The 23,735-nt window shown below is 71.8% G+C and carries 24 protein-coding genes; 5 read left to right on the top strand and 19 right to left on the bottom strand.

Features of this window, described 5'->3' with window-relative positions; translation table 11 throughout:
- Positions 1-22: 22 nt before the first annotated feature.
- Positions 23-346, top strand: a complete 324-nt coding sequence (locus tag ABD785_RS27440) for a Rieske (2Fe-2S) protein (protein WP_344833819.1) — start codon at positions 23-25, stop codon at positions 344-346.
- Between the two features lie 21 nt (positions 347-367).
- Here ABD785_RS27440 and ABD785_RS27435 read toward each other — a convergent pair whose 3' ends face one another.
- Positions 368-1,045 carry a TetR/AcrR family transcriptional regulator gene (locus tag ABD785_RS27435; protein WP_344833817.1) on the bottom strand — a complete coding sequence of 226 codons (678 nt, stop codon included), beginning with the start codon at positions 1,043-1,045 and terminating at the stop codon, positions 368-370.
- A 118-nt stretch (positions 1,046-1,163) separates the two neighbouring features.
- Positions 1,164-1,355: a ferredoxin gene (locus ABD785_RS27430; RefSeq protein ID WP_344833814.1), complete on the bottom strand. Its 192-nt coding sequence runs from the start codon at positions 1,353-1,355 to the stop codon at positions 1,164-1,166.
- A gap of 378 nt (positions 1,356-1,733) precedes the next feature.
- Between ABD785_RS27430 and ABD785_RS27425 the strand changes: the two genes are divergently transcribed.
- Positions 1,734-2,309, top strand: coding sequence for a TetR/AcrR family transcriptional regulator (locus ABD785_RS27425; protein ID WP_344833811.1), 576 nt, complete (start codon positions 1,734-1,736; stop codon positions 2,307-2,309).
- An 84-nt stretch (positions 2,310-2,393) separates the two neighbouring features.
- On the opposite strand, the gene ABD785_RS27420 is transcribed toward ABD785_RS27425, so the two are convergent.
- The 14 genes from ABD785_RS27420 to ABD785_RS27355 all read right to left on the bottom strand — a co-directional run bounded on the left by ABD785_RS27420 (position 2,394) and on the right by ABD785_RS27355 (position 17,103).
- Entirely contained in the window at positions 2,394-3,311 is a 918-nt protein-coding gene (locus ABD785_RS27420; RefSeq protein WP_344833808.1) for a potassium-transporting ATPase subunit C, read from the bottom strand.
- Positions 3,308-5,455, bottom strand: coding sequence for a potassium-transporting ATPase subunit KdpB (gene kdpB / locus ABD785_RS27415; RefSeq protein WP_344833806.1), 2,148 nt, complete (start codon positions 5,453-5,455; stop codon positions 3,308-3,310). Before kdpB ends, ABD785_RS27420 begins: the two co-directional genes overlap by 4 nt.
- A complete protein-coding gene (gene kdpA / locus ABD785_RS27410; RefSeq protein WP_344833803.1) occupies positions 5,455-7,116 on the bottom strand; it encodes a potassium-transporting ATPase subunit KdpA in 1,662 nt (553 codons plus the stop codon). The genes kdpB and kdpA overlap by 1 nt, the downstream gene beginning before the upstream one ends.
- Positions 7,116-7,205 (bottom strand): K(+)-transporting ATPase subunit F, encoded by a 90-nt coding sequence (gene kdpF / locus ABD785_RS27405; protein WP_344833800.1) that lies wholly within the window; start codon positions 7,203-7,205, stop codon positions 7,116-7,118. The genes kdpA and kdpF overlap by 1 nt, the downstream gene beginning before the upstream one ends.
- On the bottom strand, positions 7,202-7,333 hold the full coding sequence (locus tag ABD785_RS27400) for a hypothetical protein (RefSeq protein WP_344833798.1): 132 nt from the start codon (positions 7,331-7,333) through the stop codon (positions 7,202-7,204). Before ABD785_RS27400 ends, kdpF begins: the two co-directional genes overlap by 4 nt.
- Positions 7,334-7,522: 189 nt before the next feature.
- Positions 7,523-7,900 carry a DUF742 domain-containing protein gene (locus ABD785_RS27395; protein ID WP_344833796.1) on the bottom strand — a complete coding sequence of 126 codons (378 nt, stop codon included), beginning with the start codon at positions 7,898-7,900 and terminating at the stop codon, positions 7,523-7,525.
- Between the two features lie 19 nt (positions 7,901-7,919).
- Positions 7,920-8,324, bottom strand: coding sequence for a roadblock/LC7 domain-containing protein (locus ABD785_RS27390; protein WP_344833794.1), 405 nt, complete (start codon positions 8,322-8,324; stop codon positions 7,920-7,922).
- A complete protein-coding gene (locus tag ABD785_RS27385) occupies positions 8,299-10,572 on the bottom strand; it encodes a sensor histidine kinase (RefSeq protein WP_344833792.1) in 2,274 nt (757 codons plus the stop codon). Before ABD785_RS27385 ends, ABD785_RS27390 begins: the two co-directional genes overlap by 26 nt.
- Positions 10,573-10,722: 150 nt before the next feature.
- The gene (locus ABD785_RS27380) at positions 10,723-10,929 is read right to left on the bottom strand and encodes a PEP-utilizing enzyme (RefSeq protein WP_344833789.1); all 207 of its coding nucleotides are present in this window, start codon (positions 10,927-10,929) and stop codon (positions 10,723-10,725) included.
- A complete protein-coding gene (gene rph, locus ABD785_RS27375; RefSeq protein ID WP_344833786.1) occupies positions 10,887-13,406 on the bottom strand; it encodes a rifamycin-inactivating phosphotransferase in 2,520 nt (839 codons plus the stop codon). The genes ABD785_RS27380 and rph overlap by 43 nt, the downstream gene beginning before the upstream one ends.
- A gap of 152 nt (positions 13,407-13,558) precedes the next feature.
- Entirely contained in the window at positions 13,559-13,930 is a 372-nt protein-coding gene (locus ABD785_RS27370; protein WP_344833783.1) for a PepSY domain-containing protein, read from the bottom strand.
- 56 nt (positions 13,931-13,986) lie between these two features.
- The gene (locus tag ABD785_RS27365; protein ID WP_344833780.1) at positions 13,987-15,978 is read right to left on the bottom strand and encodes a WD40 repeat domain-containing serine/threonine protein kinase; all 1,992 of its coding nucleotides are present in this window, start codon (positions 15,976-15,978) and stop codon (positions 13,987-13,989) included.
- Positions 15,979-16,032: 54 nt separating this feature from the next.
- Complete coding sequence (locus ABD785_RS27360) at positions 16,033-16,212, bottom strand: hypothetical protein (protein ID WP_344833778.1); 180 nt, start codon at positions 16,210-16,212, stop codon at positions 16,033-16,035.
- Positions 16,213-16,287: 75 nt separating this feature from the next.
- Positions 16,288-17,103 (bottom strand): SAM-dependent methyltransferase, encoded by an 816-nt coding sequence (locus ABD785_RS27355; RefSeq protein WP_344833776.1) that lies wholly within the window; start codon positions 17,101-17,103, stop codon positions 16,288-16,290.
- Between the two features lie 102 nt (positions 17,104-17,205).
- Here ABD785_RS27355 and ABD785_RS27350 point away from each other — a divergent pair, with 102 nt between their 5' ends.
- Both ABD785_RS27350 and ABD785_RS27345 read left to right on the top strand, forming a co-directional pair.
- Positions 17,206-18,255: an NAD(P)H-dependent amine dehydrogenase family protein gene (locus ABD785_RS27350; protein WP_344833774.1), complete on the top strand. Its 1,050-nt coding sequence runs from the start codon at positions 17,206-17,208 to the stop codon at positions 18,253-18,255.
- Between the two features lie 72 nt (positions 18,256-18,327).
- A complete protein-coding gene (locus ABD785_RS27345; protein ID WP_344833771.1) occupies positions 18,328-20,535 on the top strand; it encodes a molybdopterin-dependent oxidoreductase in 2,208 nt (735 codons plus the stop codon).
- A gap of 20 nt (positions 20,536-20,555) precedes the next feature.
- On the opposite strand, the gene ABD785_RS27340 is transcribed toward ABD785_RS27345, so the two are convergent.
- Complete coding sequence (locus tag ABD785_RS27340; protein ID WP_344833769.1) at positions 20,556-21,212, bottom strand: TetR/AcrR family transcriptional regulator; 657 nt, start codon at positions 21,210-21,212, stop codon at positions 20,556-20,558.
- A gap of 44 nt (positions 21,213-21,256) precedes the next feature.
- On the bottom strand, positions 21,257-21,592 hold the full coding sequence (locus ABD785_RS27335; RefSeq protein WP_344833767.1) for an STAS domain-containing protein: 336 nt from the start codon (positions 21,590-21,592) through the stop codon (positions 21,257-21,259).
- A 233-nt stretch (positions 21,593-21,825) separates the two neighbouring features.
- Here ABD785_RS27335 and ABD785_RS27330 point away from each other — a divergent pair, with 233 nt between their 5' ends.
- The gene (locus ABD785_RS27330; RefSeq protein WP_344833766.1) at positions 21,826-22,998 is read left to right on the top strand and encodes a PucR family transcriptional regulator; all 1,173 of its coding nucleotides are present in this window, start codon (positions 21,826-21,828) and stop codon (positions 22,996-22,998) included.
- Here the strand turns inward: ABD785_RS27330 and ABD785_RS27325 are convergent.
- Positions 22,968-23,678 carry a GntR family transcriptional regulator gene (locus ABD785_RS27325; RefSeq protein WP_344833764.1) on the bottom strand — a complete coding sequence of 237 codons (711 nt, stop codon included), beginning with the start codon at positions 23,676-23,678 and terminating at the stop codon, positions 22,968-22,970. The two genes, ABD785_RS27330 and ABD785_RS27325, sit on opposite strands and share 31 nt — an antisense overlap.
- Positions 23,679-23,735: the final 57 nt, after the last annotated feature.

Here is a 23,735-nt window from a genome sequence, read left to right as displayed (position 1 = left end):
TCTCCGCGACCAGGGAGCGCCAGTGCCCGAGTTCTATGACGCGATCCCCGTCGACTGGATCGGCCCGGGGAAGACGGCGATCGTCGAGGTGGACGGATTCCCCGTCGCGGTCGCCAACGTCGACGGCGACTTCTACGCCTTCCAGAGCCTCTGCCCCCACCAGGGCAGCCAGCTGGGCGGACGGCCGCTGGAGGAAGGCGTCTACATCACCTGCCCCTCGCACGCCAGCAGGTACGACGTGCGGTCGGGGACGTGCGTGCGGCCGTCCTCCTCGGACGGGTTCGACCAGGACCTGATGGTCTTCCCCGTGCGCGTGCAGGACGAGGTGGTCCAGATCCAGATCTGACGGAGCCTGAAAGCGGAGTCCCTAGAAGGCGGCGCCGGGCCGCAGGCCGGCGAGGACGACGGCCGTGCGCCGCTGGAGGGACGGCTTGAGGTGCTTCAGCCTTCCCTTCGACCACTCCATGATCGAGTCGACGTAGAGGGCCTCGATGATCTGCGCCATCTCGCCCGGCTCGACCGCGTCCGTCACCTCGCCCACCTCGACGGCGCGCGCGAAGAGGATCTCCAGTGCCTGGCCGAAGGACGGGAAGCTGGCCGGGGGCTCGTCGCCGGGCTTGCGGGGCCGCAGGAACTCCGACATCGCCCGTCCCACGGCCGCGGGCGGCGCCGCCTGCACGCTCGCGACGAGGGAACCGACCAGGCGCCGCAGCGACTCCTCGAGGGTGCGCTGGGCGTTGACGCAGCGCGTCGCCTCCTCGTAGAGGACGGTGGCGGTCTGGTAGCCGAGCTCCAGAAGGATCTCTTCCTTGTGGGCGAAGTGGAAGTAGAAGGTGCCCTTGGTGACGCCGGCCTTCTCCACGATCTCGTCGATCGTGGTCTCTTCGATGCCGGTCTCGAACCCGCGTTCGGTCCACAGCCGCATCGCGGTCTGCACCAGCCTGCGCCGGGTGTCCCTCGACCGAGCCTGGGACAGGCCGGCCCGCCGTCGCGGACGGGTCGACGCGGCCGGCGCTTCGGTGTCGTCCGAGAGCTGCTTTGCCACTGAGCGATCCTCACATTGTCGGCGACGGCGTCGCGGTGTGCGAGCGGCGCGGGCCTTACACGGCAAGGGTAGCGGAATGGGGGAAGAGGCCCGTTCCCGATGTTCATTCCAGCAAGGTTCAGTCCAGCAAGCTGATCGCCCTCTTGGGGCAGGCGCGGACGGCGTCGCCCACTTCGGCGCGCAGTTCCTCTCCCGGCGTCTCCTGAAGGACCAGAAGCGTGTCGTCATCCTGGACCTCGAAGACCTCCGGCGCCGCGGCCATGCAGAGGGCGTTGCTCTCACACACGTTCCAGTCGACGACAACCCGCATGTCAGACCACCTTTCTTCCTTCACCGGCGAGGTGGCACGGAGACCATATTTAGGCTTAGTATAACTTTGCGGGCGTCGGAAGCCAACCCGTGCGGCGGCGCCGTGCCGTACGGACCGGATCCGGCGCCCGCATCCCCGGAACCGTTCGGAGCGCCTTCCGGACCCTTTCCTGTCCCTTTCGGACCCGTAAGTCCGAAAGGGTCCGATCAGCACCTGCATGAACGTGACGGTCGTCACTTCTCACCAAATCAACCGAGTTCCCGACCGCCGCGAACAGCGATTTCAAACGGACCATTGGGTCCGTTCCAATCGCCATTCCGCGGAAAACCGCCGCCCTCCGCAGGCCGGAGCGGGCGGCCGACCCTGCACACTGGAGCCATGTCGTCACAGCACCCGCCCGAGACGGCCGCCGGCTCGTCCGGTCGCCGCGCGGAGGCGCGCCTCAACCACGAGCGCGTGATCGCCGCCGCCATCGCGGTCTTCGCCGAGAAGGGCCTCAGCGCCACGGTGCCCGAGATCGCCGCCAGGGCGGGCGTCGGCAAGGCGACCGTCTACCGCCGCTACCCCACCAAGGCCGACCTCATCGACGCCGTCGCCCGCCACCGCTACGCGTGGCTGACCGAACGCATCACCGCGGCCGCCGAGAACCAGGAGCCCGACGCCTTCTCCGCCCTCCGCGACCTCCTCATCGACATCTCCGAGCAGATCCCCGCCGACCGGATCCTCGCCGACCTCCTGCCCGCCAGCGGCCTCTACGAGGACACCGTCTTCTCCCGCTTCTCCACCCTGCTCGAAGCCGCCAAGGCCCAGAACGCCGTCCGCGCCGACATCACCGTCGACGACATCCGCGTCCTGCTCGGCGGCTACTCCCAGGTCCTCCTCACCCGCGAGGTCCGCGACCCCTCCCCCTGGCGCCGCTACGCCATCCTCACCCTCAACGCCCTCCGCCCCTGACCGGCGCGTGCCGGTCGGGGGCGGGAACGATCGCGCCGCCGCGGCCGGTCCCCGGGGAGCGGTCAGGCCACTCCACCTGGCGGGTCAGCCGGTCCTGTAGGGGGCCGTCCGGTCGAGGGCGATGTTGAGGCGGAGGACGTTGACCGCGGGCTCGCCCATGAAGCCGAGGGCTCGGCCCGTGGTGCTGGCGGCGACCAGTTCGAGGACCTGGGGCCTGGTCAGGCCGCGGGTCTTCGCGACGCGGCCGGCCTGGAGGTTCGCCCAGGCCACCGAGATGTGCGGGTCGAGGCCGGAGCCCGAACCCGTCACGGCGTCCGCGGGGACGGCCGGGGTGGCGGGGGCGTCGCCCCTGATCGGGACGATCCGGGCGGTGGAGAGGTCCGTGCCGTAGGGGTTGCACTCGACCTTGACGCCCTTGTACTCCGTCAGGAACGGGGTGGCGGGGCACTGCTCGTTGGCCGAGACGACCCTGGTGGGGTGCTGGACGACGCCCCGGGCGTCGCGCGGGCCGAGGACCGACAGGACCGCGCCCCGTCCCTCCTTCGTGCAGAACGGGCGGGAGCCGTCCGCGCCCTCCAGCCTCCCGGCCTCGGCGCTCGCCGTGCAGACGCGGGTCAGGAGGCTGTCGGAGGCGTTCTCGTCCTCCTTTCCCGCGGCGGTGAGCGCCGGGTCCGGGAGGGTGTCGACGATGTCCTCGGGGCCGAGGTTCGAGGCCGAGGTGGCGGTCGGGTCGTAGCCGTCTCCCGCGTTGGAGATGCGCGACTGGAAGTACTGCTTCAGCGGGTTCCCGTCCTCGTCGAGGAAGGACTGGCCGATCAGGGAGCTGCCGACCACCTTTCCGTCGAGCGTGATGAGGGAGCCGTCCGCCCTGTCCCTCAGACCGGGAAGCTGGGCGACGGCCGCCACGGCGAGGGGGTAGGCCAGGCCGAGGACCAGGGTGAGGACGAGCAGCGCGCGGACGGCTGCGAGGTGCTGGCGGACCCAGCGGGGCAGAGTGCTCATGAGGAGATCCCCGGGACGGACTGGAGGAGGAGGTCGATGGCCTTGATGCCGAGGAAGGGCGCGATCACGCCGCCGATGCCGTAGACGCAGAGGTTGCGGCTCAGCAGCTCGGAGGCGCCGCCGGGCCGGTACCGGACGCCGCGCAGGGCGAGCGGGATCAGCGCGACGATGACGAGCGCGTTGAAGATGACCGCGGACAGGATCGCGGTCTGCGGCGAGTGCAGCCGCATGATGTTGAGAGCGTCCAGGCCGGGGAACAGGGCCACGAACATCGCGGGGATGATCGCGAAGTACTTGGCGATGTCGTTGGCGATCGAGAACGTGGTGAGGGCGCCCCTTGTGATGAGGAGCTGCTTGCCGATCTCGACGATCTCGATGAGCTTGGTCGGGTCGCTGTCGAGGTCGACCATGTTCCCGGCCTCCTTCGCGGCCGAGGTGCCGGTGTTCATCGCGACGCCGACGTCGGCCTGGGCGAGGGCGGGGGCGTCGTTGGTGCCGTCGCCCGTCATCGCCACCAGGCGGCCGCCGTCCTGTTCGGCCTTGATGAAGGCCATCTTGTCCTCGGGCCTGGCCTCGGCGATGAAGTCGTCGACACCGGCCTCCTCGGCGATGGCCTTGGCCGTCAGCGGGTTGTCGCCCGTGACCATGACGGTCCTGATCCCCATGGCGCGCATCTGGGCGAAGCGCTCGCGCATGCCCGGCTTGACGACGTCCTTGAGATGGACGACGCCCAGCACCCGGGCCTGTCCGCCGATGACCTCGCCGACGACCAGCGGGGTGCCGCCGCTCGCGGCGATGCCGTCGACGACGTCGCCGAGCGCGGGCGGGACGACTCCGCCGTTGCCGCGGATCCAATCGGCCACCGCCGAGGCCGCGCCCTTGCGGAGGCTCCGGCCGCCGAGGTCGACGCCGGACATGCGGGTCTGGGCGGTGAACGGGATCCACTCGGCGCCCGCGAGCGTGCCTGGCCGGCGTTCGCTCAGGCCGTGGACCTTCGCCGCGTGGACGACGATCGAGCGTCCCTCGGGGGTCTCGTCGGCGAGCGAGGCGAGGCGGGCCGCTTCGGCCAGCCGGTCGGCGGTGGTACCGCCGACCGGGACGAAGTCCGAGGCCTGACGGTCGCCCAGGGTGATGGTGCCGGTCTTGTCCAGCAGCAGCGTGCCGACGTCGCCCGCGGCCTCGACCGCGCGTCCCGACATCGCGAGGACGTTGCGCTGGACGAGGCGGTCCATTCCGGCGATGCCGATCGCGGACAGGAGCGCCCCGATGGTCGTCGGGATCAGGCAGACCAGCAGCGAGACCAGGACGATGCCCGTCACGCCGTCGCCGTCCAGGGCCGAGGTGTCAGGGACGCCCGGGTTGTTCGCCTTGGCGAAGACGGCCGGCGGCTGCATGGTCGCGACGGCCACCAGGAAGATGATCGTCATCGCGGCGAGCAGGATGTTGAGCGCGATCTCGTTCGGGGTCTTCTGCCGTGCGGCGCCCTCGACCAGGGCGATCATCCGGTCGATGAACGACTCCCCCGGCCTCTGGGTGATCCGCACGATGATCCGGTCGGACAGCACCCTGGTGCCGCCGGTGACCGCGGAGCGATCGCCGCCCGACTCGCGGATGACGGGCGCCGACTCGCCGGTGATCGCCGACTCGTCGACCGAGGCGATGCCCTCGACGACGTCGCCGTCGCCCGGGACGATCTGACCGGCCTCGACGACCACGACGTCGCCCTGCCGGAGCCGGGCCGCGGGAACGGCCTCCTCCAGCGAGGAGGCCGAGCCGGGCGTCCAGGATCCGAGGCGGCGGGCCGTGGTGTCCTGCCTGGCCCTGCGCAGCGTGTCGGCCTGCGCCTTGCCGCGCCCCTCGGCGACGGCTTCGGCCAGGTTGGCGAACAGCACGGTCAACCAGAGCCAGACGGCGATCAGTATCGAGAACGCCGACAGGTCGCGGACGGCCAGCACGGTCGTCCACAGGGCGCCGATCTCGACGATCAGCATGACGGGGTTGCGCCACATCAGGCGCGGGTCGAGCTTGCGCGCCGCCGTCGGCAGCGAGGTCAGCAGCGTCTTCGGTTCGAGCGTTCCGCTCCGGACCCGGGCCGGTGCCCCGGGACGCGGCGGCCGCGGGGGCGTCTTGAGGATGGTGGACATCAGTGGATCCCCTCCGCCAGCGGGCCGAGGGCCATCGCCGGGAAGAACGTGAGTGCGACGAGGACGAGGGTGACGCCGGCGAGCATGCCGACGAACTGCGGACGATGGGTCGGGAGCGTGCCTTCGGACTCCGGCACCGCTCCCTGCCTCGCCAGCGAGCCCGCCAGCGCCAGAACGAAGATCATCGGCAGGAAGCGTCCGAGGACCATCGCGAGGCCGAGGGCGACGTCGTAGAACCAGGTGTTGACGGTGATGCCCGCGAACGCCGAGCCGTTGTTGTTCGCCGCGCTGGTGAAGGCGTACAGGACCTCGGAGAAGCCGTGCGGGCCGGTGTTCAGCATCGACGACCTGGGCGTGCCGAAGGCCATCGCGACGCCGGTGCCGATGAGGACGATCATCGGGGTGATGAGGAAGTACATCGACGCGAACTTGATCTCACGGGCGGAGATCTTCTTGCCGAGGTACTCGGGGATCCTGCCGACCATGAGGCCCGCGACGAACACCGTGATGATCGCGAGGATCAGCATCCCGTACAGGCCCGAACCTGTGCCGCCGGGAGCGACCTCGCCGAGCATCATGTTCAGCAGCAGGGTCGCGCCGCCGAGGCTGGTGTAGGAGTCGTGGAAGGAGTTCACCGCACCCGTCGAGGTCAGGGTCGTGGTGGTGGCGAAGACGGCCGAGCCGACGATGCCGAACCGCTGCTCGGTGCCCTCGGACGCGGCTCCGACGGCCGTCGGTACCGTGCCGTGGTGGGCCACCTGGGCGCCGATGTTCGCGCCGACGCTGATGATCGCGAGCAGCGCCATGACGGCGACGATCGCGTAGCCCTGCCTCTTCTGGCCGACCATCCGGCCGAAGGTGCGCGGCAGCGAGAACGAGATCACGGTGAGCATGAAGATCTCGATCCAGTTCGTCCAGGACGCCGGGTTCTCGAACGGGTGCGCCGAGTTGGCGTTGTAGAAGCCGCCGCCGTTGGTGCCCAGCAGCTTGATGGCCTCCTGCGAGGCCACCGGGCCGCCGGTGATCTTCTGCGAGCCGCCCGTCAGGGTGCCGACCGTGTGCGGATCGGCGAAGTTCTGGATCACGCCCCCGGCCACCAGGACGACCGCTCCTGCGAAGGCCATCGGCAGCAGGATCCTGAAGACGGCGCGGGTCAGGTCGACCCAGAAGTTGCCCAGCTCGTCGGTCCTGCGGCGGACGAAGCCGCGCACGAACGCGATCGCCACGGCGATGCCGACGGCCGCGGACACGAAGTTCTGCACCGCGAGCCCGGCCATCTGGACCAGGTGGCCCATCATCGACTCACCGGAGTAGCCCTGCCAGTTCGTGTTGGTCACGAAGCTGATCGCGGTGTTCCACGCCTGGTGGTCGGGGACCGCCTTCATGCCGATCGCCAGCCACAGCCGGTCCTGCACCCGCTGGAGGGCGTACAGGAAGAGGATCGACACGACCGAGAAGGCGAGCACGCTCCTCACGTAGGCCGACCAGGTCTGCTCGGTGCCGGGATCGACGCCGATGATCCGGTAGAGGCGCTTCTCGACCCGGCTGTGCTTCGCGGAGCCGAGCACCCGGTACATGTGGTCGCCGAGCGGCACGTGGGCCACGGCCAGCGCGACGACCAGGGAGACGAGGAAGAGGATCCCCGCCGTCGTGGAGCTCATCAGAACCTCTCCGGAAGCAGGAGCGCCACCACCAGGAACACGACCAGGCCCACCGCCAGGAGCAGCCCGATCACGTTGTCGGGACTCACAGCCGTCCCACCGCCTTGACCACCAGGCCGAACACCGTGAAGATCACGGCGGTCAGCACGACCAGGACCAGGTCTGCCATTTCCCCTCCAGAACAAGCCCGCCCCGCGAACGGGACGAGGATGAACACCCATCGAGGAGAAGAAAACACCCGATAAAGCCCGTATCGACGCCCCTTGACGCCTTCCCTACGCCCCCGCCCCATTCCTTGACGAAACCCATACGCCCGAGGACAGATCAGGCCGGGCCCGGGTAGCGGGCCGGCGGCCGTGGCGGGGTCCGAAGGGGCGGGGGCGGGGGCGGTGCCGATGCCGGGAGGTCAGAGGTCCTGGAGGCCTTCCAGGACGCGGGTCAGGAGGGCGGCGTCGGGGCGGGCGGGGCGACCGCGGGCGGGGGTGGCCTCCTGGAGGAGGCCCTTCTCGCAGAGGTCGGCCAGGAGGATGTGGACGACCTTGAGGGGCAGGTCCATGTCGGACGTCAGGTCGGCGACGGTCGCCGGGGTGCGGCACAGCTCGAACAGGCGGCGGTGCTCGTTCGACAGCCAGGTCGGCGAGGTCCGCCGGTCACCCGCCGCGACGAGGATCGTCACCAGGTCGAAGCGGATGCCGTTCAGCCGGGTGCGGCCGCGCGTCAGCGTGTAGGGGCGGACGAGCGCGCCCGCGTCCTGGCCGATCCAGCGTTCCTTCGGTCCTTCCACGCTCTGCTCTCCCGCCCCCTCAGCCTCTCTCGGACCTGACCGCCACCCCGAAGTGCTGCCGGACGCGCTTGATGAGCAGCGCCATCTCGAACGCGACGACACTGGTCTTCGGGCCGTTGGCGGCCAGCACCGACAGGCAGGTCCCATCCCCCGCGGGGAGGATGAAGAACAGTTTGTCACCCAGCTCGACCAGCGTCTGCTTGACCGGCCGGGTCCGGTAGTGGTCGCGGGCGGCGTTGGCGAGGCTGCTGATGCCCGACGACAGCGCGGCCAGGAACTCCGCCTCGGCCCGGTCGAGATCCTGCGACGTCGCGATGACCAGGCCGTCCTGTGAGAGCAGAACCGCCTGCTGGATCTGCTCGACCCGGCGGACCAGGTCGGCGAGCAGCCAGCTCAGCTCACTCGAGGCGGTCGGGTTTCCCATGCTTTCCCTCCGATTCGCCGGCGGGATCGGCCGTGTTCTGGCCGAGCTCCCAGCCGGACTGCAGTGCGGACATCAGATCGCGGCTCGCCTCGGGGTCCGGATCGGCGAACGGCTCGGGCTCCGGCCCCCTGGCGACGCCCTCGCGCAGCTGGGCGGCCATGTTCTGGCGCGGCACCCGGCGCGGCAGGCCGTCATCCGGACCCGGTGCCGGGCCCGGTCCCGGAGCCGGGGCCGAGGTGGGGAGCCGGGGCGGCGGAGCCGAGGGCGCGGTGACGCGTCCCGCGGCGTTCCTCGCCCTGGTCCTGGGCTCCACCGGAGTGACCACGAAGGCGGGCGGCACGAGCACGACCGCGCTCGTCCCGCCGTAGGGGGACTGCTGGAGGACGACGCGGATCCCGTGCCGCGCGGCCAGCCGGGCGACGACGAACACACCGAGCCGGTCGGTGTCGGCGAGATCGAACTCCGGGGCCTCGGCGAGGCTGTGGTTGAGGATGGCGAGCTGGTCGGGGTGCACGCCGATGCCGCGGTCGATCACCTCGATGACCAGCCCGTTGGCGGCGATCCCGCCCTTCACCGTGACCTCGGTGCCGGGCGGCGAGAACGCGGTGGCGTTCTCGATCAGCTCGGCCAGCAGATGGATGATGTCCGCGACGGTCTCCCCCGTGAAAGCCACCGCCGGCATCGCGGAGATCTCGACGCGCTGGTAGTCCTCCACCTCGCCGATCGCCGCCCGGACGACGTCCTCCGCCGAGACCGGGAGGTCCCAGGCGCGGACCGTGGGCGCGCCCGAGAGGATCACCAGGCCCTCGGCGTGGCGCCGCATCCGGGTCGTCAGATGGTCCAGGCGGAACAGCCGGTCGAGCTCGTCGGAGCCGGTGGCCTCCCGCTCCATCGTCTCCAGCAGGTGGAGCTGGCGCTGGAGGAGGGTCTGGCTGCGCCACGACAGGTTGACGAAGATCTTGCCGATGTTGCGGCGCATGTACGCCTCGCCGACCGCGAGGTCGATGGCGGTGTGCTGGACTCGCCCGAAGGCGTCCGCGAGCGAGCTGATCTCCTTGGTGCGCCCTCCGGCCAGCGGCGGGGCCTCCGCCGCGACGTCGACCTCCTCGCCCCGGCGCAACCTGCCGACGACGCCGGGGAGCTTCCGCTTGGCCAGGTCCTGCGCCGAGCGGTGCAGCGCCGAGAGCTCACCGGACAGCCGCCGGGCGAAGCGGACCGACAGCGCGATGGAGGCGAGCACGGCCAGCAGCCCGACCCCGGCGGTGAGGATCAGCCGGTGCCGCGTCTCGTCGCCGATCCGCTGGACGTCCGCGTCGACCAGGGCGCCCGTGCGGAGGTTCTCCTGGAGCCAGAGCGGGCCGATCTCGGTGCTGGCCGCCCGCCACTGCTGGAGGGTGGGAGCCTGCCGGAGGTTCACCCCGCGGCCGACCACGTCGCGCTCGGCGTCCAGGTAGGTCTGGAACGACGGCTGGGCGACCAGGGCGAGCAGGACGGCCCTGGGCTCGCCCGACAGGCTTCCGACCGCCCGGTCGAGGTAGCGGTCCCGGTTCTCCGCCCAGCGGGAGAAAGCGATCCGGTCGCCGACGGTCATCCGGCCGTCGCCGGGCAGGGTCGTCAGGAGGTCCCGCTCGCGCAGCATGTAGTCCTGCGCCCAGTGCGTGTCGATGACGCCCTCGGTCTGCCGGAAGGTCGGGACGTCGTCGGCGGTGGCGATCGTCATCGACCGCACGAGCTCAAGGGAGTCGTCGCACAGGCCGCCGTAGGTGTCGATCGCGGTGACCGGATCGATCTCCCTGGCGTTGATCTGGCCCCGCAGCGCGGCGAGGCCCTCGAACGCCCGGTAGAGGTTCTCCAGCCGCTCGACCGAGGGCGCGTCCATGGCGTCGCGCATCTTCTCGGTCGAGGTCGACGCCCGGAAGGCCGCCACGGTGGCGTCGGTCGCCTTCGCCTTCTCGGTGAACGCGGCGATGGTGCCGGGCTGCGCGCTGAGCACGCCGACCGCGGCCGCCCGCTCATCCTTGATGGCCTGGATCGCGACCGCGACGGGCAGCGCGAGCCGGTCGTAGCTCGTGGTGAACCGCGACTTGCTGACCACCGCGTTCACCGCGTTCGTCGCGGTGTACCCGAAGAGCACGACCAGGGTCAGCAGGGGCAGCACCAGCAGGAGCGTGATCTGCCGGAGGATCGGCGTCCCGCGCCCCGACGCCGCTCGCGCCCTCCCCGGCCGCCGTTCCGCGCCCACCGCCATGCCACTCTCCCACCAGCCCGATCACGCCGACGCCGGGCCGGTCGCCGGAGCCTGTGTCATGAGTCACACCATCATCGGGGCGATGATCTGCCCTTTCAATGTCCCTTCCATCCGAAAACAACACGATTGAGCCGCTGTCCGCAAGTCAACTCACGTGTCAATCCCGTCCGCTCTTTCCGGCGTCGGGAGGAGCTCGATGTGGCCGTCGGTGCCGTGGACGCGGATGTGGTGGCCGTCGGGGATGAGGCGGGTGGCCCCGGGGACGCCGACGACCGCCGGGAGACCGTACTCGCGAGCGATCACCGCGCCGTGGGTCATGAGCCCGCCGACCTCGGTGACCAGACCCGCGATGCCCACGAAGAGCGGGGACCAGCTCGGATCGGTGAAGGTCGTGACCAGGATGTCGCCCGCCTCCAGGTCGGCCTCGGCGAGGTCGAGGACGACCCGGGCGCGTCCCTCGACGATCCCGGGTCGGCCTCGGCGAGGTCGAGGACGACCCGGGCGCGTCCCTCGACGATCCCGGCGGAGACCGGGAGGCCGACGAGGGCTCCCGCCGGCGCGTCGTCGCGGCGGTAGGCGCCGGTGAGGGCCTCGCCGTCGGAGGTGAGGACCCGGGGCGGGGTGAGGGAGGCGTAGGTGCGGAACGCCTCCTCGCGCTCACGGAGGAGGCCGGCGTCGAGGCGGCGGGTGCGCGCCAGCTCGTGGAACTCCTGGAACGTGAGGTGGAAGACGTCCTCCGGGTCGGTGAGGACGCCCACCGCGGCCAGGCGTCCGGCCTCGGCCAGCAGGGCCTTCTTGTAGACGGCGTAGCGGGAGATGATGCCGTACTTCGGGTACTCGCGGTAGCCGATGAAGGTCCGCACGCGCTCGATCATCCGCCGGGTCTCGGCGGCCTTCTCCTCGCCGCCGGGCAGGGCCCGCAGGCGCGACAGGACGTCCCGCTCCTTCCGCTCCGCCTTCTCCCGGCCCTCCGCGAAGCGCCGGGCGGCGGCGCCCGCGGTGAAATTCCTGACGTTGTCCAGGATCGCGGGGACGAGCGTCGCGGGGCGCTCGCTCCAGCGCGGCCTCGTGATGTCGATCTCGCCGGCGCAGCGCATGCCGTACCGGCCGAGGTAGCCCTCGATGGCGTCGCGCGCCTCGGCGCCGCCCGGGACCTTGAGAAGGGCGTCCAGGAAGGCCTCGTCGTCTCCGGCGCTCCGCAGGAACTCCACCACCTCCGGGTGCGGGCGGATCACGTCGGCGACGTCGAGGAGGTCGAGCCCCATCTCCGAGGTGATGTTGCCGGGGGCCGACAGGGTGAGGGTGTCGGCCGCGTTCTTCTCCCCCAGCCACTCCAGCAGCCGGTCGTTGAGCCACCAGGTGGCCTCCATCCCGGCCATGATCACCTGCATGCTCAGGGGATCGCTGACCGCCCGCTTGTGCTCTTGGAAGGCCTCCAGCAGGAAGTCGAACAGCTCCGGGCCGGTCTTCTCCCGGATGTCGCGCTCCAGTGCGGCGACGGACGCCTCGCTGCGCGCGACCAGCCCGGTGACGACGGCCGGATCGGTCTCGATGGTGACGGGCGGCCCGCCGGGCGGCGGGCCGGCGGGGGCGGCGCCGGGGACCAGCGGGATGAAGTCGTCGCGGTCCAGGACGGTCTCCAGGGCGTCCCTGGTCAGCGGGTCGCCCTTGCCGATGAGGTCCAGGAGGGCCGCCCGGCCGGCGGGCGAGGCGACGCGGGGCGCGACGTCGACGAACAGCCGTCCGGCCGCCTCGTACATCGGCGGCAGGGCCGTCAGCTTCCACACCGACAGGCCCAGCGGCTTCATCGGGTCGGTCATCATCTGCTGGTGGCCGACGGAGACGTAGAGGTGGTTCTCGCCGTCGGACCGCTCGGGAACGGGGAACAGCGTCGTGATCGGGCGGCTCTGCACGATGTGGAACGTCTCGCCGGACAGGCACCACTCGATGTCCTGCGGACGGCCGAAGTGCGCCTCGATCCGGCGTCCGAGCTCCACCAGCCTCAGGACCTGGGCGTCGGTCAGCGCCGGGAGCTCCTGCCGGTCCGCCCCGATCGTCACCTCCCGGGTGCCGCCACCCGGCAGGGCCCTGACGGCGCGCTGCTTCGCGGCGATGGTCCCGGCCACGATCTCGCCGTCGCGCACCTTGAAGACGTCGGGGTTCACCAGGCCGGAGACCAGCGCCTCGCCGAGGCCGAAGCCCGCGTCCACGGTGGCGGTCCGCCGGTCACCGGTGACGGGATCGGCGGTGAACAGGATGCCGGACGCCTCGGGGAGGACCATCTCCTGCACGACGACGGCCATCGCGACCGTGCGGTCGTCGATGCCGTTGCGGCGGCGGTAGGTGACGGCCCGCTCGGTGAACAGCGAGGCCCAGCACCGGCCGACGTGCCGGAGGATCTCCTCGGGGCCCACGATGTTCAGGTAGGTGTCCTGCTGGCCGGCGAAGGAGGCCGTCGGCAGGTCCTCGGCCGTCGCGCTGGAGCGGACGGCGCAGGCGGTGCGCTCGCCGAGCCCGGCGAGCGCACCGGTGATCGCCTCAGCGAGGTCACCGGGGAGGGCGATCCCTTCGACGGCCCCGCGGAGCCGTGCGCTGAGCCCCGCGATCCCCGCCCGGTCGTCAGCGCCGGTGCGCGAAAGCTCGTCGAGCAGGGCGGTGACGGACGGCGCCGCCGCGACGACCCGCCGGAAGGCATCGGTCGTCACGCAGAATCCGCGCGGCACCCGGACGCCCTCGATCCTCGACAGCGCGCCCAGATGCCCGCCCTTGCCGCCGACGACGGCGATCCCCTTCTCGTCGACCTCTTCAAGACCCAGTACGAACCGCGCGGTCATCACGCCGTGCCCCCGTTTCCGCAGGTTGTGACATCGGCCGCGATTCTCCACCGTCCCCCGGGCCTTGCGGCAAGCCCCCCGGCCCGCTATACGTTGAGAGTGGCAGGGAGAGGTCTCTCCTTGCCTTTCCCTTTCCGCCCCCGTTCCGCTGCTCAGTCGCGACCGTGGTCGTCCCCCGCGTCGTGGCCTGTGACGAGCCTCGCGCCCCGGGCGGCGATGTGGACGCCGCGGACGGCCCCCGAGGCCCTGCGGATGACGACCTTCCAGACGGGACGGTCGGCGGCGCCATCGTCGAGCTCGATCGAGCGGACGGTTCCCGGGACCTTCTTCAGCGCCCTGGCCGCGGCCGTGGCGGCGACGGGCCTGGCCGAGCGGAGGATCCGGGCGTCGTCGGAGTCCCCGTGGTCGGCCCGGTCGCGCAGGAGGCGCCCGGTCGTGGCGTCGAGGCGGAGGTCGCGCCAGCGGTTCCCGGTGGTGAGGAGGTCGATGTCCCGGACGAGCCTGCCGTGCTCGCCGTCGCCCACCCGGGCCCTCCGGCGCCCTCTTCGTCCTCACCCTTCCCACCGCCCGACGGCCGGAGTCAGGGGAGCTTCCACAGGAGGATGGTCTTGTCCTGGTCGCCGGTGGCCAGGCGGGTGCCGTCGGGGGTGACGGCCATGGTGGTGACGCGGCCGGAGTGGCCGACCAGGGTGGCGCGGACGCGCTGGGAGGCGATGTCCCAGAGGTGGACGGCCCGCCCGTGGCCTATCGTGAGCAGGGACCTTCCGTCGGGGGTGTGCAGGACCGAGGCGACCAGGTCCTCCTCCAGGCGGGGGAAGGCCGCGGTCTCCTTGCCCGAGGCCACGTCGAACAGGCGGAGGCCGCGGGTTCCGTCGGAGTCGGGGATCGCCAGGGTCCGGCTGTCGGGGCTGAAGGAGATGCCGTCGCCGGTGACGTCGCCGATGGTGTGGACGGTCTTCCACGTGGCGACGTCGTAGATCTTCACGTCGGAGCCGCCGCCGCCCGAGGCCAGGTGGCGGCCGTCGGGGCTGAAGACGACGTTGCGGAAGCCCTGGTTGCCGGGGAGGCCGATGCGGACCTTGCGGGTGGCGGCCGTCCAGATCGTGAAGACGCCGGTGTGGGTGACGCCCGCGATGAACCTGCCGTCGGGGCTGTAGGCCAGCGACTTCATGATGGAGCGGCTCTCGTCCAGGGCGCCGAGCAGCTTGCGGTCGCTCAGCCGCCACACACGGGTGCTGTCGCCGAGGTAGCTGCCGCCGCTGACGAGATGGACGCCGTCGGGGCTGAAGGCCACCGCGTCGGCGGAGGCGCCGCCGACCCCCGGCGGACCGGCCAGCGTCACCACCGCCGCGCCCGTGGCGGCGTTCCACAGCCGGGTCTTGGCGCCGCCGTCGCTCAGGTCGTTGTCACAGCTGGCGAGGAGCCTGCCGTCGGGGCTGAAGGCCACGGACACGATCGGATGCTCGTGCCCGGTGATCCGCCGCTCCTCGGTGATCTCCGTGGGGGTCGCGGGCCCGGACTCCTGGGCCGGCAGGTCCTCAACGGCCGGCGGCACCGAACCGGACGTCCCGCCCCCCGGCTTCCTCCGGGGCGTGCCGTCCGAGCCGAAGAGCTGGACGGCGACCGGGACCCCGATCGCCACCGCGGCCAGCCCGGCGCCGCCGAGCAGCAGGGCGCGCCGCCCGACCCTGCCGGTGGCGGGCACCGTCGGATGCGGCCCGGGCTCCCGGACCGGCACCGGGGTGGGCCATCGCGGCGCGGAGGCCGGGGCCGAGAGCAGCTCCGACGCCTGCGCGGCCGTGGGACGCCGCGCCGGGTCCTTGCTCAGCAGCACCTCCAGCAGCGGGGCCAGCGGCCCGGCGTGCAGCGGCGGCGGGGGCTCGCGGGTCAGCAGAGCCGAGAGCACCGCGACGAGGTCCTCGCCGTCGAACGGGGGACGGCCCTCGACGGCCGCGTAGAGCGTGGCGCCGAGCGACCACAGGTCGGAGGCGGGCGTCGCGCGCTCCCTGTGGGCCTGCTCGGGCGACATGAACGCGGGCGTCCCGATGATGACGCCCGACCTCGTGATCTGGGCGTCGCCGGTCAGGCTGGCGATCCCGAAGTCGGTGATGACCACGCGGTCCCCCGCGAGCAGGACGTTCGCGGGCTTCAGGTCGCGGTGCACGATCCCCGCCTCGTGCGCGACCCGCAGCGCCCCGAGCATCGCCGCGGCGATCCCGGTGACCCGCTCGGCCGGCAGCCGTCCCTCGGCACGGATCGCGTCGGCCAGCGATCCGCCGGGAACGTACTCCATGACGATCGCCGGGGCGCCCCGGTACTCGACGACGGCGTGGACGGTGACGATGCCCGGATGGTTCAGCCGTCCCGCCGAACGCGCCTCGCGCATCGCCCGCTGGGCCAGGTTCGCCCGCTGCTCCGGCCCGAGATCGGGGGGAAGCAGCACCTCCTTGACGGCCACCTCGCGCCCGATGAGCTCGTCGTGCCCCCGCCAGACCCGTCCCATGCCACCGGAGCCGATCACCGCGACGAGCCGGTACCGCCCGGAGATCAGCGTGCCTTCGGAATCAGCCACCAGCCGGACTATAGAGACGCCCGCCGCCGGACTCTTATCACCCGATGATGATTTTCAGCCGGAGAGGCCGTCGCCGTACCAGTGGTCGAGCGCGCGGTCGAGGGCGGCGAGATCCGGATGGGCCATGAGATCGCGCCAGACCACCTCGCGCTCCTCGAGCTGGCGCATCCGCGCCCGCACCACGCTCACCACGTCCCCGGTCGCCCGGTGCCACCGGCCGACCAGGTTCTTCATGCGTGCCTCGTCGTTTTCGCCCACACCGGACATCTACCCCGTATCGCGGGCACCATGTCGCCCCGGCAGACCCGATCAGCGCTTGCGGGCGATGGCCCCGACGGCCCAGAAGGTGCCGGGATCGACGTCGGGGCCGTTGCTCGGCGGGTGCCAGGCGGGCAGCGGGACGAGGCCCGGCTCGACGAGATCGAGACCGTCCAGGAAGCGGGAGACCTCGGCGAGGGTCCGGACGTTCTTCCGTGTGTTCTCCAGGACCTTCTCGTCAGTGAACAGGCGGACCAGCCGCTCGGTGACCTCGGGCGCGGGATCGCAGATGGCGTGGGAGAACAGCAGGAAGCTCCCCGGAGCCAGCGCCTCGACGACCCGGTCGACGACCGCGGCGGCCTCCTGGTCCACGGAGATGACCGTGACGATCGCGTGCAGGATGATCGCCGTGGGCCGGGAGAGGTCGATCACCGCGGTCAGGTCCGGATGGGTCAGGATCGTCCCGGGGTCGCGGGCGTCGGCCTGGATGCACGTGATGGTCTTGTGCTCGCTGACGATCGCCCGGCTGTGCGCGATCACGACCGGATCGTGGTCGACGTAGACGACGATCGAGCCGGGGGCGATCGGCTCCAGCACCTCGTGGACGCTGCCGCGGGTCGGCAGGCCGCAGCCGATGTCGACGAACTGCCGGACGCCCTGCTCCGCGAGATACCGGACGGCGCGGCCGAGGAACGCCCGCCCCTCGCGGATCATCATCGGGAGTTCGGGCGCGACGGTCCGGACGGCGTCGGCGGCCTCGCGGTCCGCCGCGAAGTTGTCCTTGCCGCCCATCAGGTAGTCGAGCATCCGTGCCTCGTTGGGCATCGAAGGGTCGAACTCCTGCCGCTTCTCACCGCCGTCGCTCATCGCGCCACCACCTTAAGGCAAAGGACCATGCTACCCCCGGACGCCTTGACGCCCGCGGCAGGACCCGCCAGGGTCGAGATTCGCCGAGGACGGGAGTGCGCAGTGCCGATCCGAGTGATCCAGTGGGCGACGGGCGGCGTCGGCCGGGCCGCCGTCGAGGGCGTCCTGAACCATCCCGATCTGGAGCTCGTCGGCTGCCGCGTGTACAGCCCGGACAAGGACGGCGTGGACGTCGGCGTGCTCCTGGGACGCGAGCCGATCGGCGTCCCGGCCACCAGCGACCCGCAGCGGATCCTCGACCTGGACGCCGACTGCGTCGTCTACGCGCCGCTCGTGCCGGACGAGTCCGAGGTCGCCGCGCTGCTGCGGTCGGGCAAGGACGTCGTCACTCCGGTCGGCTGGGTCTACCCCGCCGAGGCGGGGAAGCTGGCGGAGGCGTGCGCGGCGGGCGGTTCCACCCTGCACGGCACCGGCATCCACCCGGGCGGCATCACCGAGCGGTTCCCGCTCATGGCGTCCGCGCTCAGCTCGGCGGTGACCCATGTGCGGGCCGAGGAGTTCTCCGACATCCGCACCTACAACGCCCCCGACGTCATCCGGCACATCATGGGGTTCGGCGGGACGCCCGAGCAGGCCCTCGAGAGCCCGATGCTGCAATTGCTGACCGGCGGGTTCGAGCAGAGCGTCCGGATGGTCGTCGACACGCTCGGCTTCCGGATCGATCCCGAGATCCGGACCGTCCAGCGGGTGGGCCTGGCCACCGCGCCCGTCGACTCCCCGATCGGCGCGATCGAGCCCGGGCTGGTGGCCGCGCGGCACTTCAGCTGGGAGGCGAACGTGGACGGCGTGCCCGTCGTCACGGCCGCGGTGAACTGGCTCATGGGCGAGGAGGACCTCGAGGAGGGGTGGGGGTTCGGGCCCGAGGGCGAGCGCTTCGAGGTCGACGTCACCGGGGACCCGCCGGTCAGGCTCACCTTCAAGGGCCTGCACCCGGAGAGCGTCGCGGCGGGCCTGGCCCGCAATCCGGGCATCGTCGCCACCGCCAACCACTGCGTCAACGCGATCCCGCACGTCCACCGTGCCGGTCCCGGCATCAAGACCTACCTCGACCTGCCCCTGATCGCAGGACGCGCGGCGCCCGGTCTCTCCTGACCCCGGATCCGCCCGTATCGACGGCACGGCGGGCTATTCCATCACGTGATGGAATTGGGTTATCGTCCGTCCATGACGACGGTTCACCGGCGGACGTGCCCGCTGTGCGAGGCGATGTGCGGCCTGCTCGTCCACGTGCGGGACGAGCAGGTGGTCAGGATCGAGGCCGACCGCGACGATGTCTGGTCGCGGGGGCACATCTGTCCCAAGGGCACCGCCCTGGGGCATCTGCACCACGACCCCGACCGGATCCGGACGCCCATGATCCGCCAGGCCGACGGGACCTTCACCGAGGCGACCTGGGACGAGGCCTTCGCCCGGATCGACGAGCTGCTCGCGCCGGTCGTGGCCGGGCACGGCATCTCCGCCGTGACGTCCTACGTCGGCAATCCGCTGGCCCACGCCATGGACCTCAGCCGCTACGTCGGGGTCCTCATCGGCCTGTCCGGGATGCCGATGATCTACTCCCCCGGCGTGGTCGACCAGTGGCCGAAGAACGTCTCCTCCCATCTGATGTACGGCGGCATGTGGTCGATCCCCGTCCCCGACGTGCGGCGGACCGAGCTGTTCGTCCTCATGGGCGCCAACCCGCAGGCGTCCCAGGGCTCCCTGCTGGCCTGCCCCGACCTGATGGGCGAGATCGCCGCGGTCCGCGAGCGCGGCGGCAGGGTCGTCGTCATCGATCCGCGCCGCACCGGAACGGCCGCCAAGGCCGACGAGTGGATCCCCATCACGCCCGGCACCGACGCGGCCCTGCTCATGGCCGTGGCCCACACCCTGTTCGCCGAGGACCTCGTCGATCTCGGTGCGCTCGACGGCCTGGTGAACGGCGTCGAGGAGGTGCGCGAGGCGGCGCGGGACTGGCCGCCCGAACGGGTCTCCGCCGTCACCGGGATCCCCGCCGCGCGCATCCGCGACCTGGCCCGCGAGCTCGCCCACGCTCCCGCCGCCGCGCTCTACGGGCGGATCGGCACCTGCAACCAGGAGTTCGGGACGCTCAGCAGCTGGCTGATCGACGTCATCGCGGTCCTGACCGGCAACCTCGACCGCGAGGGCGGATCGATGTTCGCCCGCGGCTCCGCCTGGTCGGTCAACACCCTTCCGATGGAGGGGCTCGAGGGCGGCGCCGCCAACTTCGGCCGGTGGCGGAGCCGGGTCCGCGGCATCCCCGAGGTGCTCGGCCACGTCCCGGTGTCGTGCCTGCACGAGGAGATCAGCACGCCGGGCGAGGGCAGGATCCGCGCGCTGATCACCGTCGCGGGCAATCCGGTGCTGTCCACCCCCGAGGGTGACCGCCTCGACGCCGCTCTGCCGGGGCTCGACTGCATGGTCAGCGTGGACAACTGGATCAACGAGACGACCCGGCACGCCCATGTCGTCCTGCCGGGGCTCTCGGCGCTCGAGCAGTCCCACCACGACGACCTGATCTGGATGTTCGCGGTCGGCAGCGCCGCCAAGTACTCCGAGCCGGTCTTCCCCGTCGACCCGGACCGTCCCCGGGAGTGGGAGATCATGATCCGGCTGGCCGGCGCCTGCCTGGGCATGCCCATGGCCGAGGTCGACGTCGCCGGCATCGACGACGGCTTCTTCGACGTCCTCGCGATGACGCGCGGCCTGGACGGCCCCTCGCTGCGCGAACGCTACGACGGGGGCGGCCCCGACCGGCTCCTCGACCTCCAGCTGCGCACCGGCCCGTTCGGCGACCGGTACGGCGAGCGGGAGGGCATCTCGCTGGACGCCGTCCGCGCCGCTCCCGACGGCATCGACCTCGGGCCCAACGTGCCGCGGCTGGCCGAGGTCCTCACCACCGCGAGCGGAAAGGTCGAGCTTGCTCCGCCCTACGTCCTCGCCGACCTGCCCCGCCTGGCCGAGCGGCTCGAACGGCCGCCCGGCGGGCTCGTCCTCACCAGCCGCCGGCATCTGCGGAGCAACAACTCCTGGATGCACAACGTGCCCTCGCTGGTGAAGGGACGCGACCTCTGCACCCTGCTCGTCCACCCCGACGACGCCCGGCGCTGCGGCCTGTCCCCCGGCGGCCTCGCCCGGGTGACCTCCACGGCCGGGACGGTCGAGGTGCCCGTCGAGATCACCGCCGACATCGCCCCCGGCGTGGTGTCGCTCCCGCACGGCTGGGGCCACGGCCGTCCCGGCACCCGGATCGAGGTGGCCAACGCCCATCCGGGGATCAGCTTCAACGCCCTGGCCCCGGGCGACCTGTACGACGTGCCGTCCGGCAACGCCGCGGTCAACGGCATCCCCGTGACCGTCGCGCCCGCCTAGGACTCCCGGGACGGGCCCGCCTAGGACTCCCGGGACGGGCCCGCCAGGACGGCCTCGACGGCGTCGAGGAGGTCGTCGACCACGGCGCGGGCGGGGACGGGGCCCGAGCGGTGGGCGACGTTCGCGCGGACGAACTCCAGGTCGCCGAGGACCCTGATCGACAGCGAGGTCGCCTCGGCGAGCCGGAACCGCACCGTGGACGGGCCCAGGGCGGGCCGGATCCGCCGCAGCAGGAGGCCCAGCCGGACGGCCTGCGGCTCGAAGGTCTCGCTGAGGATGCGCCAGCCGGGTTCGCGGCGGGTGGTGACGATCGTGTTCAGCAGCCGGACCCAGGTGTCGTCGCCGCTCAGGGCCAGCGCCGCGACCGGTTCGACCAGGGTGGCGGCCAGCCCCCGCGCCGTGGGCTCCGGGCTCGCCTCCAGCGCGGTGAGCAGGTCCTCGCGGGCCCTGCCCACCTCCTCGCTGCGGGTCCGGATCAGCGCGGCGAGCAGATCGTCCTTGGAGCCGAAGTGGTACCGGACCGCGGCGACGTTCGTTCCCGCCTCGGCCATCACCGCGCGCAGGGACGTCGCGTCGACGCCCTGCTCGGCGAACAGGCGCTCGGCGGCCGCGAGGAGCGCGTCGCGCTGGGTGCGCCGGCCCGGCGCCGCGGTTCCCCTGACCGGAACGTTTCCCATGGAGGGGACGCTAGTGCCCGGCGGGACCTCCTCGCGCCCGCCGGTCATCGCTCCGGGACCAGGGTCACGTGCGGGAGCTGCCCGCAGATGTCCATGACCCGGTGGACGATGCCGCCCCTGGCGACCAGGACGCGCAGCTCGGTACCGCCGGCCCGGGCGTGCTTGCGGACGCGGACGAGGGCGCCGACACCGGCGGCGGTGCACAGGCGGGTCCCCGTCATGTCGAGCGTCAGGCGGTCCGGACGGTCGTCGAGGAACGCGCACAGCGCTTCACAGAGGTCGTCGGCGTTGTCGATGTCCAGCTCAGCGGGCATCCTCAGGCTGAGGCAGCCGCGAGGCGCGCCGGGCTCCAGGCCGTCGAACCAGGGCGGGAAGGGCATGACCGGCACCCCTTCCGTCGAAGGTCTTCCCGTGCGGCCTCGCTGCTGGACCGCCTGCCCTCCAGCCTAGGGAGCGGCGGCGCTCGCCGTAGCGAAACGAACACATACAGATGTCACATTCCGGCCACTCTCGGTACCCATCGCCTGTTCGGACGATTTTTCGGTGGCATGTTGCATGTGACCAGGGTTACATCTAGTTTCTGAGGATGCGGTACCGGTTGATTGAGCATGGAATGTCCGACGCTGAGGTAGCAGAGGTCATCACCGTCATGCGAGATCTGGTGCCCGACGTGTCGGCCGAGGCCGTCGCGGCGATCGAGGAACGGCTCCCGGAGATGGTCCGGCCGCACGATCCGCGGTACGCGCACATGCTCGGCAAGTCGGTGCGGTGGATGATCGCGCAGTTCGTCGACCTCATCGAGGACGACGAGGTATCGCTGGAGCCCATCACCGAGTTCTTCCACGAGTTCGGGGTCTGGACCGCCGAGGAGGGGCTCAGCCCGGAGGCGTGGCACGCGGCCTTCCGGCTCGGCTCCGGCATCACGATCGGCCGGCTCGCCGAGGCGGTGCAGGACCAGCCGGGCGTGACCCCCGCGATGATCGGGCAGGTCGCGCAGAAGGTCTCGGTCTACCTGGACCGGATGGCCGCCGCGATGGCCGCCGGGCACGAGGACGCGGACGCCAGGACCGCGGGCGACCAGCTCATGCGGCGGCAGAAGCTGATCGAGGTGCTGGTCAGCTCGTCACCGAACGCCGACGAGATCTGGGATCTGGCCCTGCAGGCCCGATGGAAGCTGCCGCAGACCGCGGCGGCCGTCGCGCTGCGGCGGCGCGATCCCGGTGGCGAGCGCAGGGCCGAGATCCCGGCGAACGCCCTGGCGGCGCTGCACCTGTCCGAGCCCTGCCTGATCGTCCCCGACCCGGACGGCCCCGGACAGCGGGAGGCCCTCGCCGCCGGGCTCGGCGACTGGATCGCCGCGATCGGGCCCACGACCGGCACCAACGACCTGGCCCGCTCGCTGTCCTGGGCGCGCCGCGCCCTCGCCCTGGCCGAGGAGGGGTTCGTCCCCTGCGAGGTCCCGGTCATCGCGGCGGATCACATCCCGCTCATGCAGGCCGTCCGTGACCGGGACATGACCGAGCACCTGGTCGCGCTCCGGCTCGCCCCGCTGATGACCGTCCGGGCGCAGCACCGGCGGCGCCTCGCCGAGACGCTGCTGATCTGCCTGGAGTGCGGGTTCAACGCCTCCGACGTCGCCAAGCGCCTCTATCTGCACGCCCAGACGGTCCGCTACCGGCTCCGCCAGCTCGAGGAGCTCTTCGGCGAGCCCCTTCAGGACCCCGCCCACCACCTCGAGCTCAACATCGCGCTGCGCTACTGGCTGGCGGTCGATCCGGCGCCCTGAGCCGGACCGGCGAGGGCGCCGAGGGCGATCCGCTCGTTGCGGGCCAGGTGCTCCTCGATCGCGGCCGCGACCCGCTCGGGGTCGCGGGTGCGGAAGGCCGCCACGAGGTCGAGGTGGGCCTGTCCGCGCCGCTGGTGCTCGGCCGGGTCGGGGTCGAGACGGCCGAAGCCGATGCGGATGTAGCGTTCACCGGCCCGCCACAGCGTGGTGAGGACGCGGATGTCCCAGGCGCTCGCGGCGGGGGCCAGCAGCGACAGGTGGAAGCCGTGGTGGTCCTCGTAGATGTCGGCCATGCCGTGGGCCTCGTCGCCGAAGGCGGCGGCGTCGGCCTCCGCGGCGTCGAGCGCCTCGTCGGAGATCACCGCGCAGGAGCGCCGGGCGATCTCGGGCTCGATGGCGCGGCGCAGCCGGTAGATGCCCTGGAGGTCGTCCAGGTCGAGGGGCGTGACCATCGCGCTGCGACCCGGCCTGTTGTGCACCAGGCCCTCGCTCTCGAGGCTCCGCAGCGCCTCGCGCACCGGAATGAAGCTGACCTCCAGCATCCCGGCCAGCTCGCGCAGGGAGTACTCCTGGCCCGGTTCCAGGGCCCCGGAGAGGATCGAGCGCCGCAGTTCCTCGGTGACCTGCTCCACCACCGACCGCGCGGCGATCGGACGGACAGCCGCTCGGGATGACGCCACGTTGTTGCCCTCGCTCTTCCGCTGCCCGGTGGAGATATCAACTATAGCGGCTGTCCT

Source organism: Actinocorallia longicatena, from assembly GCF_039534125.1.
Classification (GTDB): Bacteria; Actinomycetota; Actinomycetes; order Streptosporangiales; family Streptosporangiaceae; genus Actinocorallia; species Actinocorallia longicatena.
The sequence above is the reverse complement of the archived record's forward strand: the minus strand, read 5'-3'. Positions and strand labels throughout refer to the sequence as shown.

Bases quoted from the DNA above. Each gene is read 5' to 3' on its own strand.
- ABD785_RS27420 (WP_344833808.1), bottom strand. From the start codon at position 3,311: ATGAGCACTCTGCCCCGCTGGGTCCGCCAGCACCTCGCAGCCGTCCGC.
- ABD785_RS27360 (WP_344833778.1), bottom strand. From the start codon at position 16,212: ATGAAGAACCTGGTCGGCCGGTGGCACCGGGCGACCGGGGACGTGGTG.
- rph (WP_344833786.1), bottom strand. From the start codon at position 13,406: ATGACCGCGCGGTTCGTACTGGGTCTTGAAGAGGTCGACGAGAAGGGG.
- ABD785_RS27345 (WP_344833771.1), top strand. From the start codon at position 18,328: ATGACGACGGTTCACCGGCGGACGTGCCCGCTGTGCGAGGCGATGTGC.
- ABD785_RS27425 (WP_344833811.1), top strand. From the start codon at position 1,734: ATGTCGTCACAGCACCCGCCCGAGACGGCCGCCGGCTCGTCCGGTCGC.
- ABD785_RS27355 (WP_344833776.1), bottom strand. From the start codon at position 17,103: ATGAGCGACGGCGGTGAGAAGCGGCAGGAGTTCGACCCTTCGATGCCC.
- kdpB (WP_344833806.1), bottom strand. From the start codon at position 5,455: ATGTCCACCATCCTCAAGACGCCCCCGCGGCCGCCGCGTCCCGGGGCA.
- ABD785_RS27385 (WP_344833792.1), bottom strand. From the start codon at position 10,572: ATGGCGGTGGGCGCGGAACGGCGGCCGGGGAGGGCGCGAGCGGCGTCG.
- ABD785_RS27335 (WP_344833767.1), bottom strand. From the start codon at position 21,592: ATGCCCTTCCCGCCCTGGTTCGACGGCCTGGAGCCCGGCGCGCCTCGC.
- ABD785_RS27390 (WP_344833794.1), bottom strand. From the start codon at position 8,324: ATGGGAAACCCGACCGCCTCGAGTGAGCTGAGCTGGCTGCTCGCCGAC.
- ABD785_RS27340 (WP_344833769.1), bottom strand. From the start codon at position 21,212: ATGGGAAACGTTCCGGTCAGGGGAACCGCGGCGCCGGGCCGGCGCACC.
- ABD785_RS27430 (WP_344833814.1), bottom strand. From the start codon at position 1,355: ATGCGGGTTGTCGTCGACTGGAACGTGTGTGAGAGCAACGCCCTCTGC.
- kdpA (WP_344833803.1), bottom strand. From the start codon at position 7,116: ATGAGCTCCACGACGGCGGGGATCCTCTTCCTCGTCTCCCTGGTCGTC.
- ABD785_RS27330 (WP_344833766.1), top strand. From the start codon at position 21,826: ATGTCCGACGCTGAGGTAGCAGAGGTCATCACCGTCATGCGAGATCTG.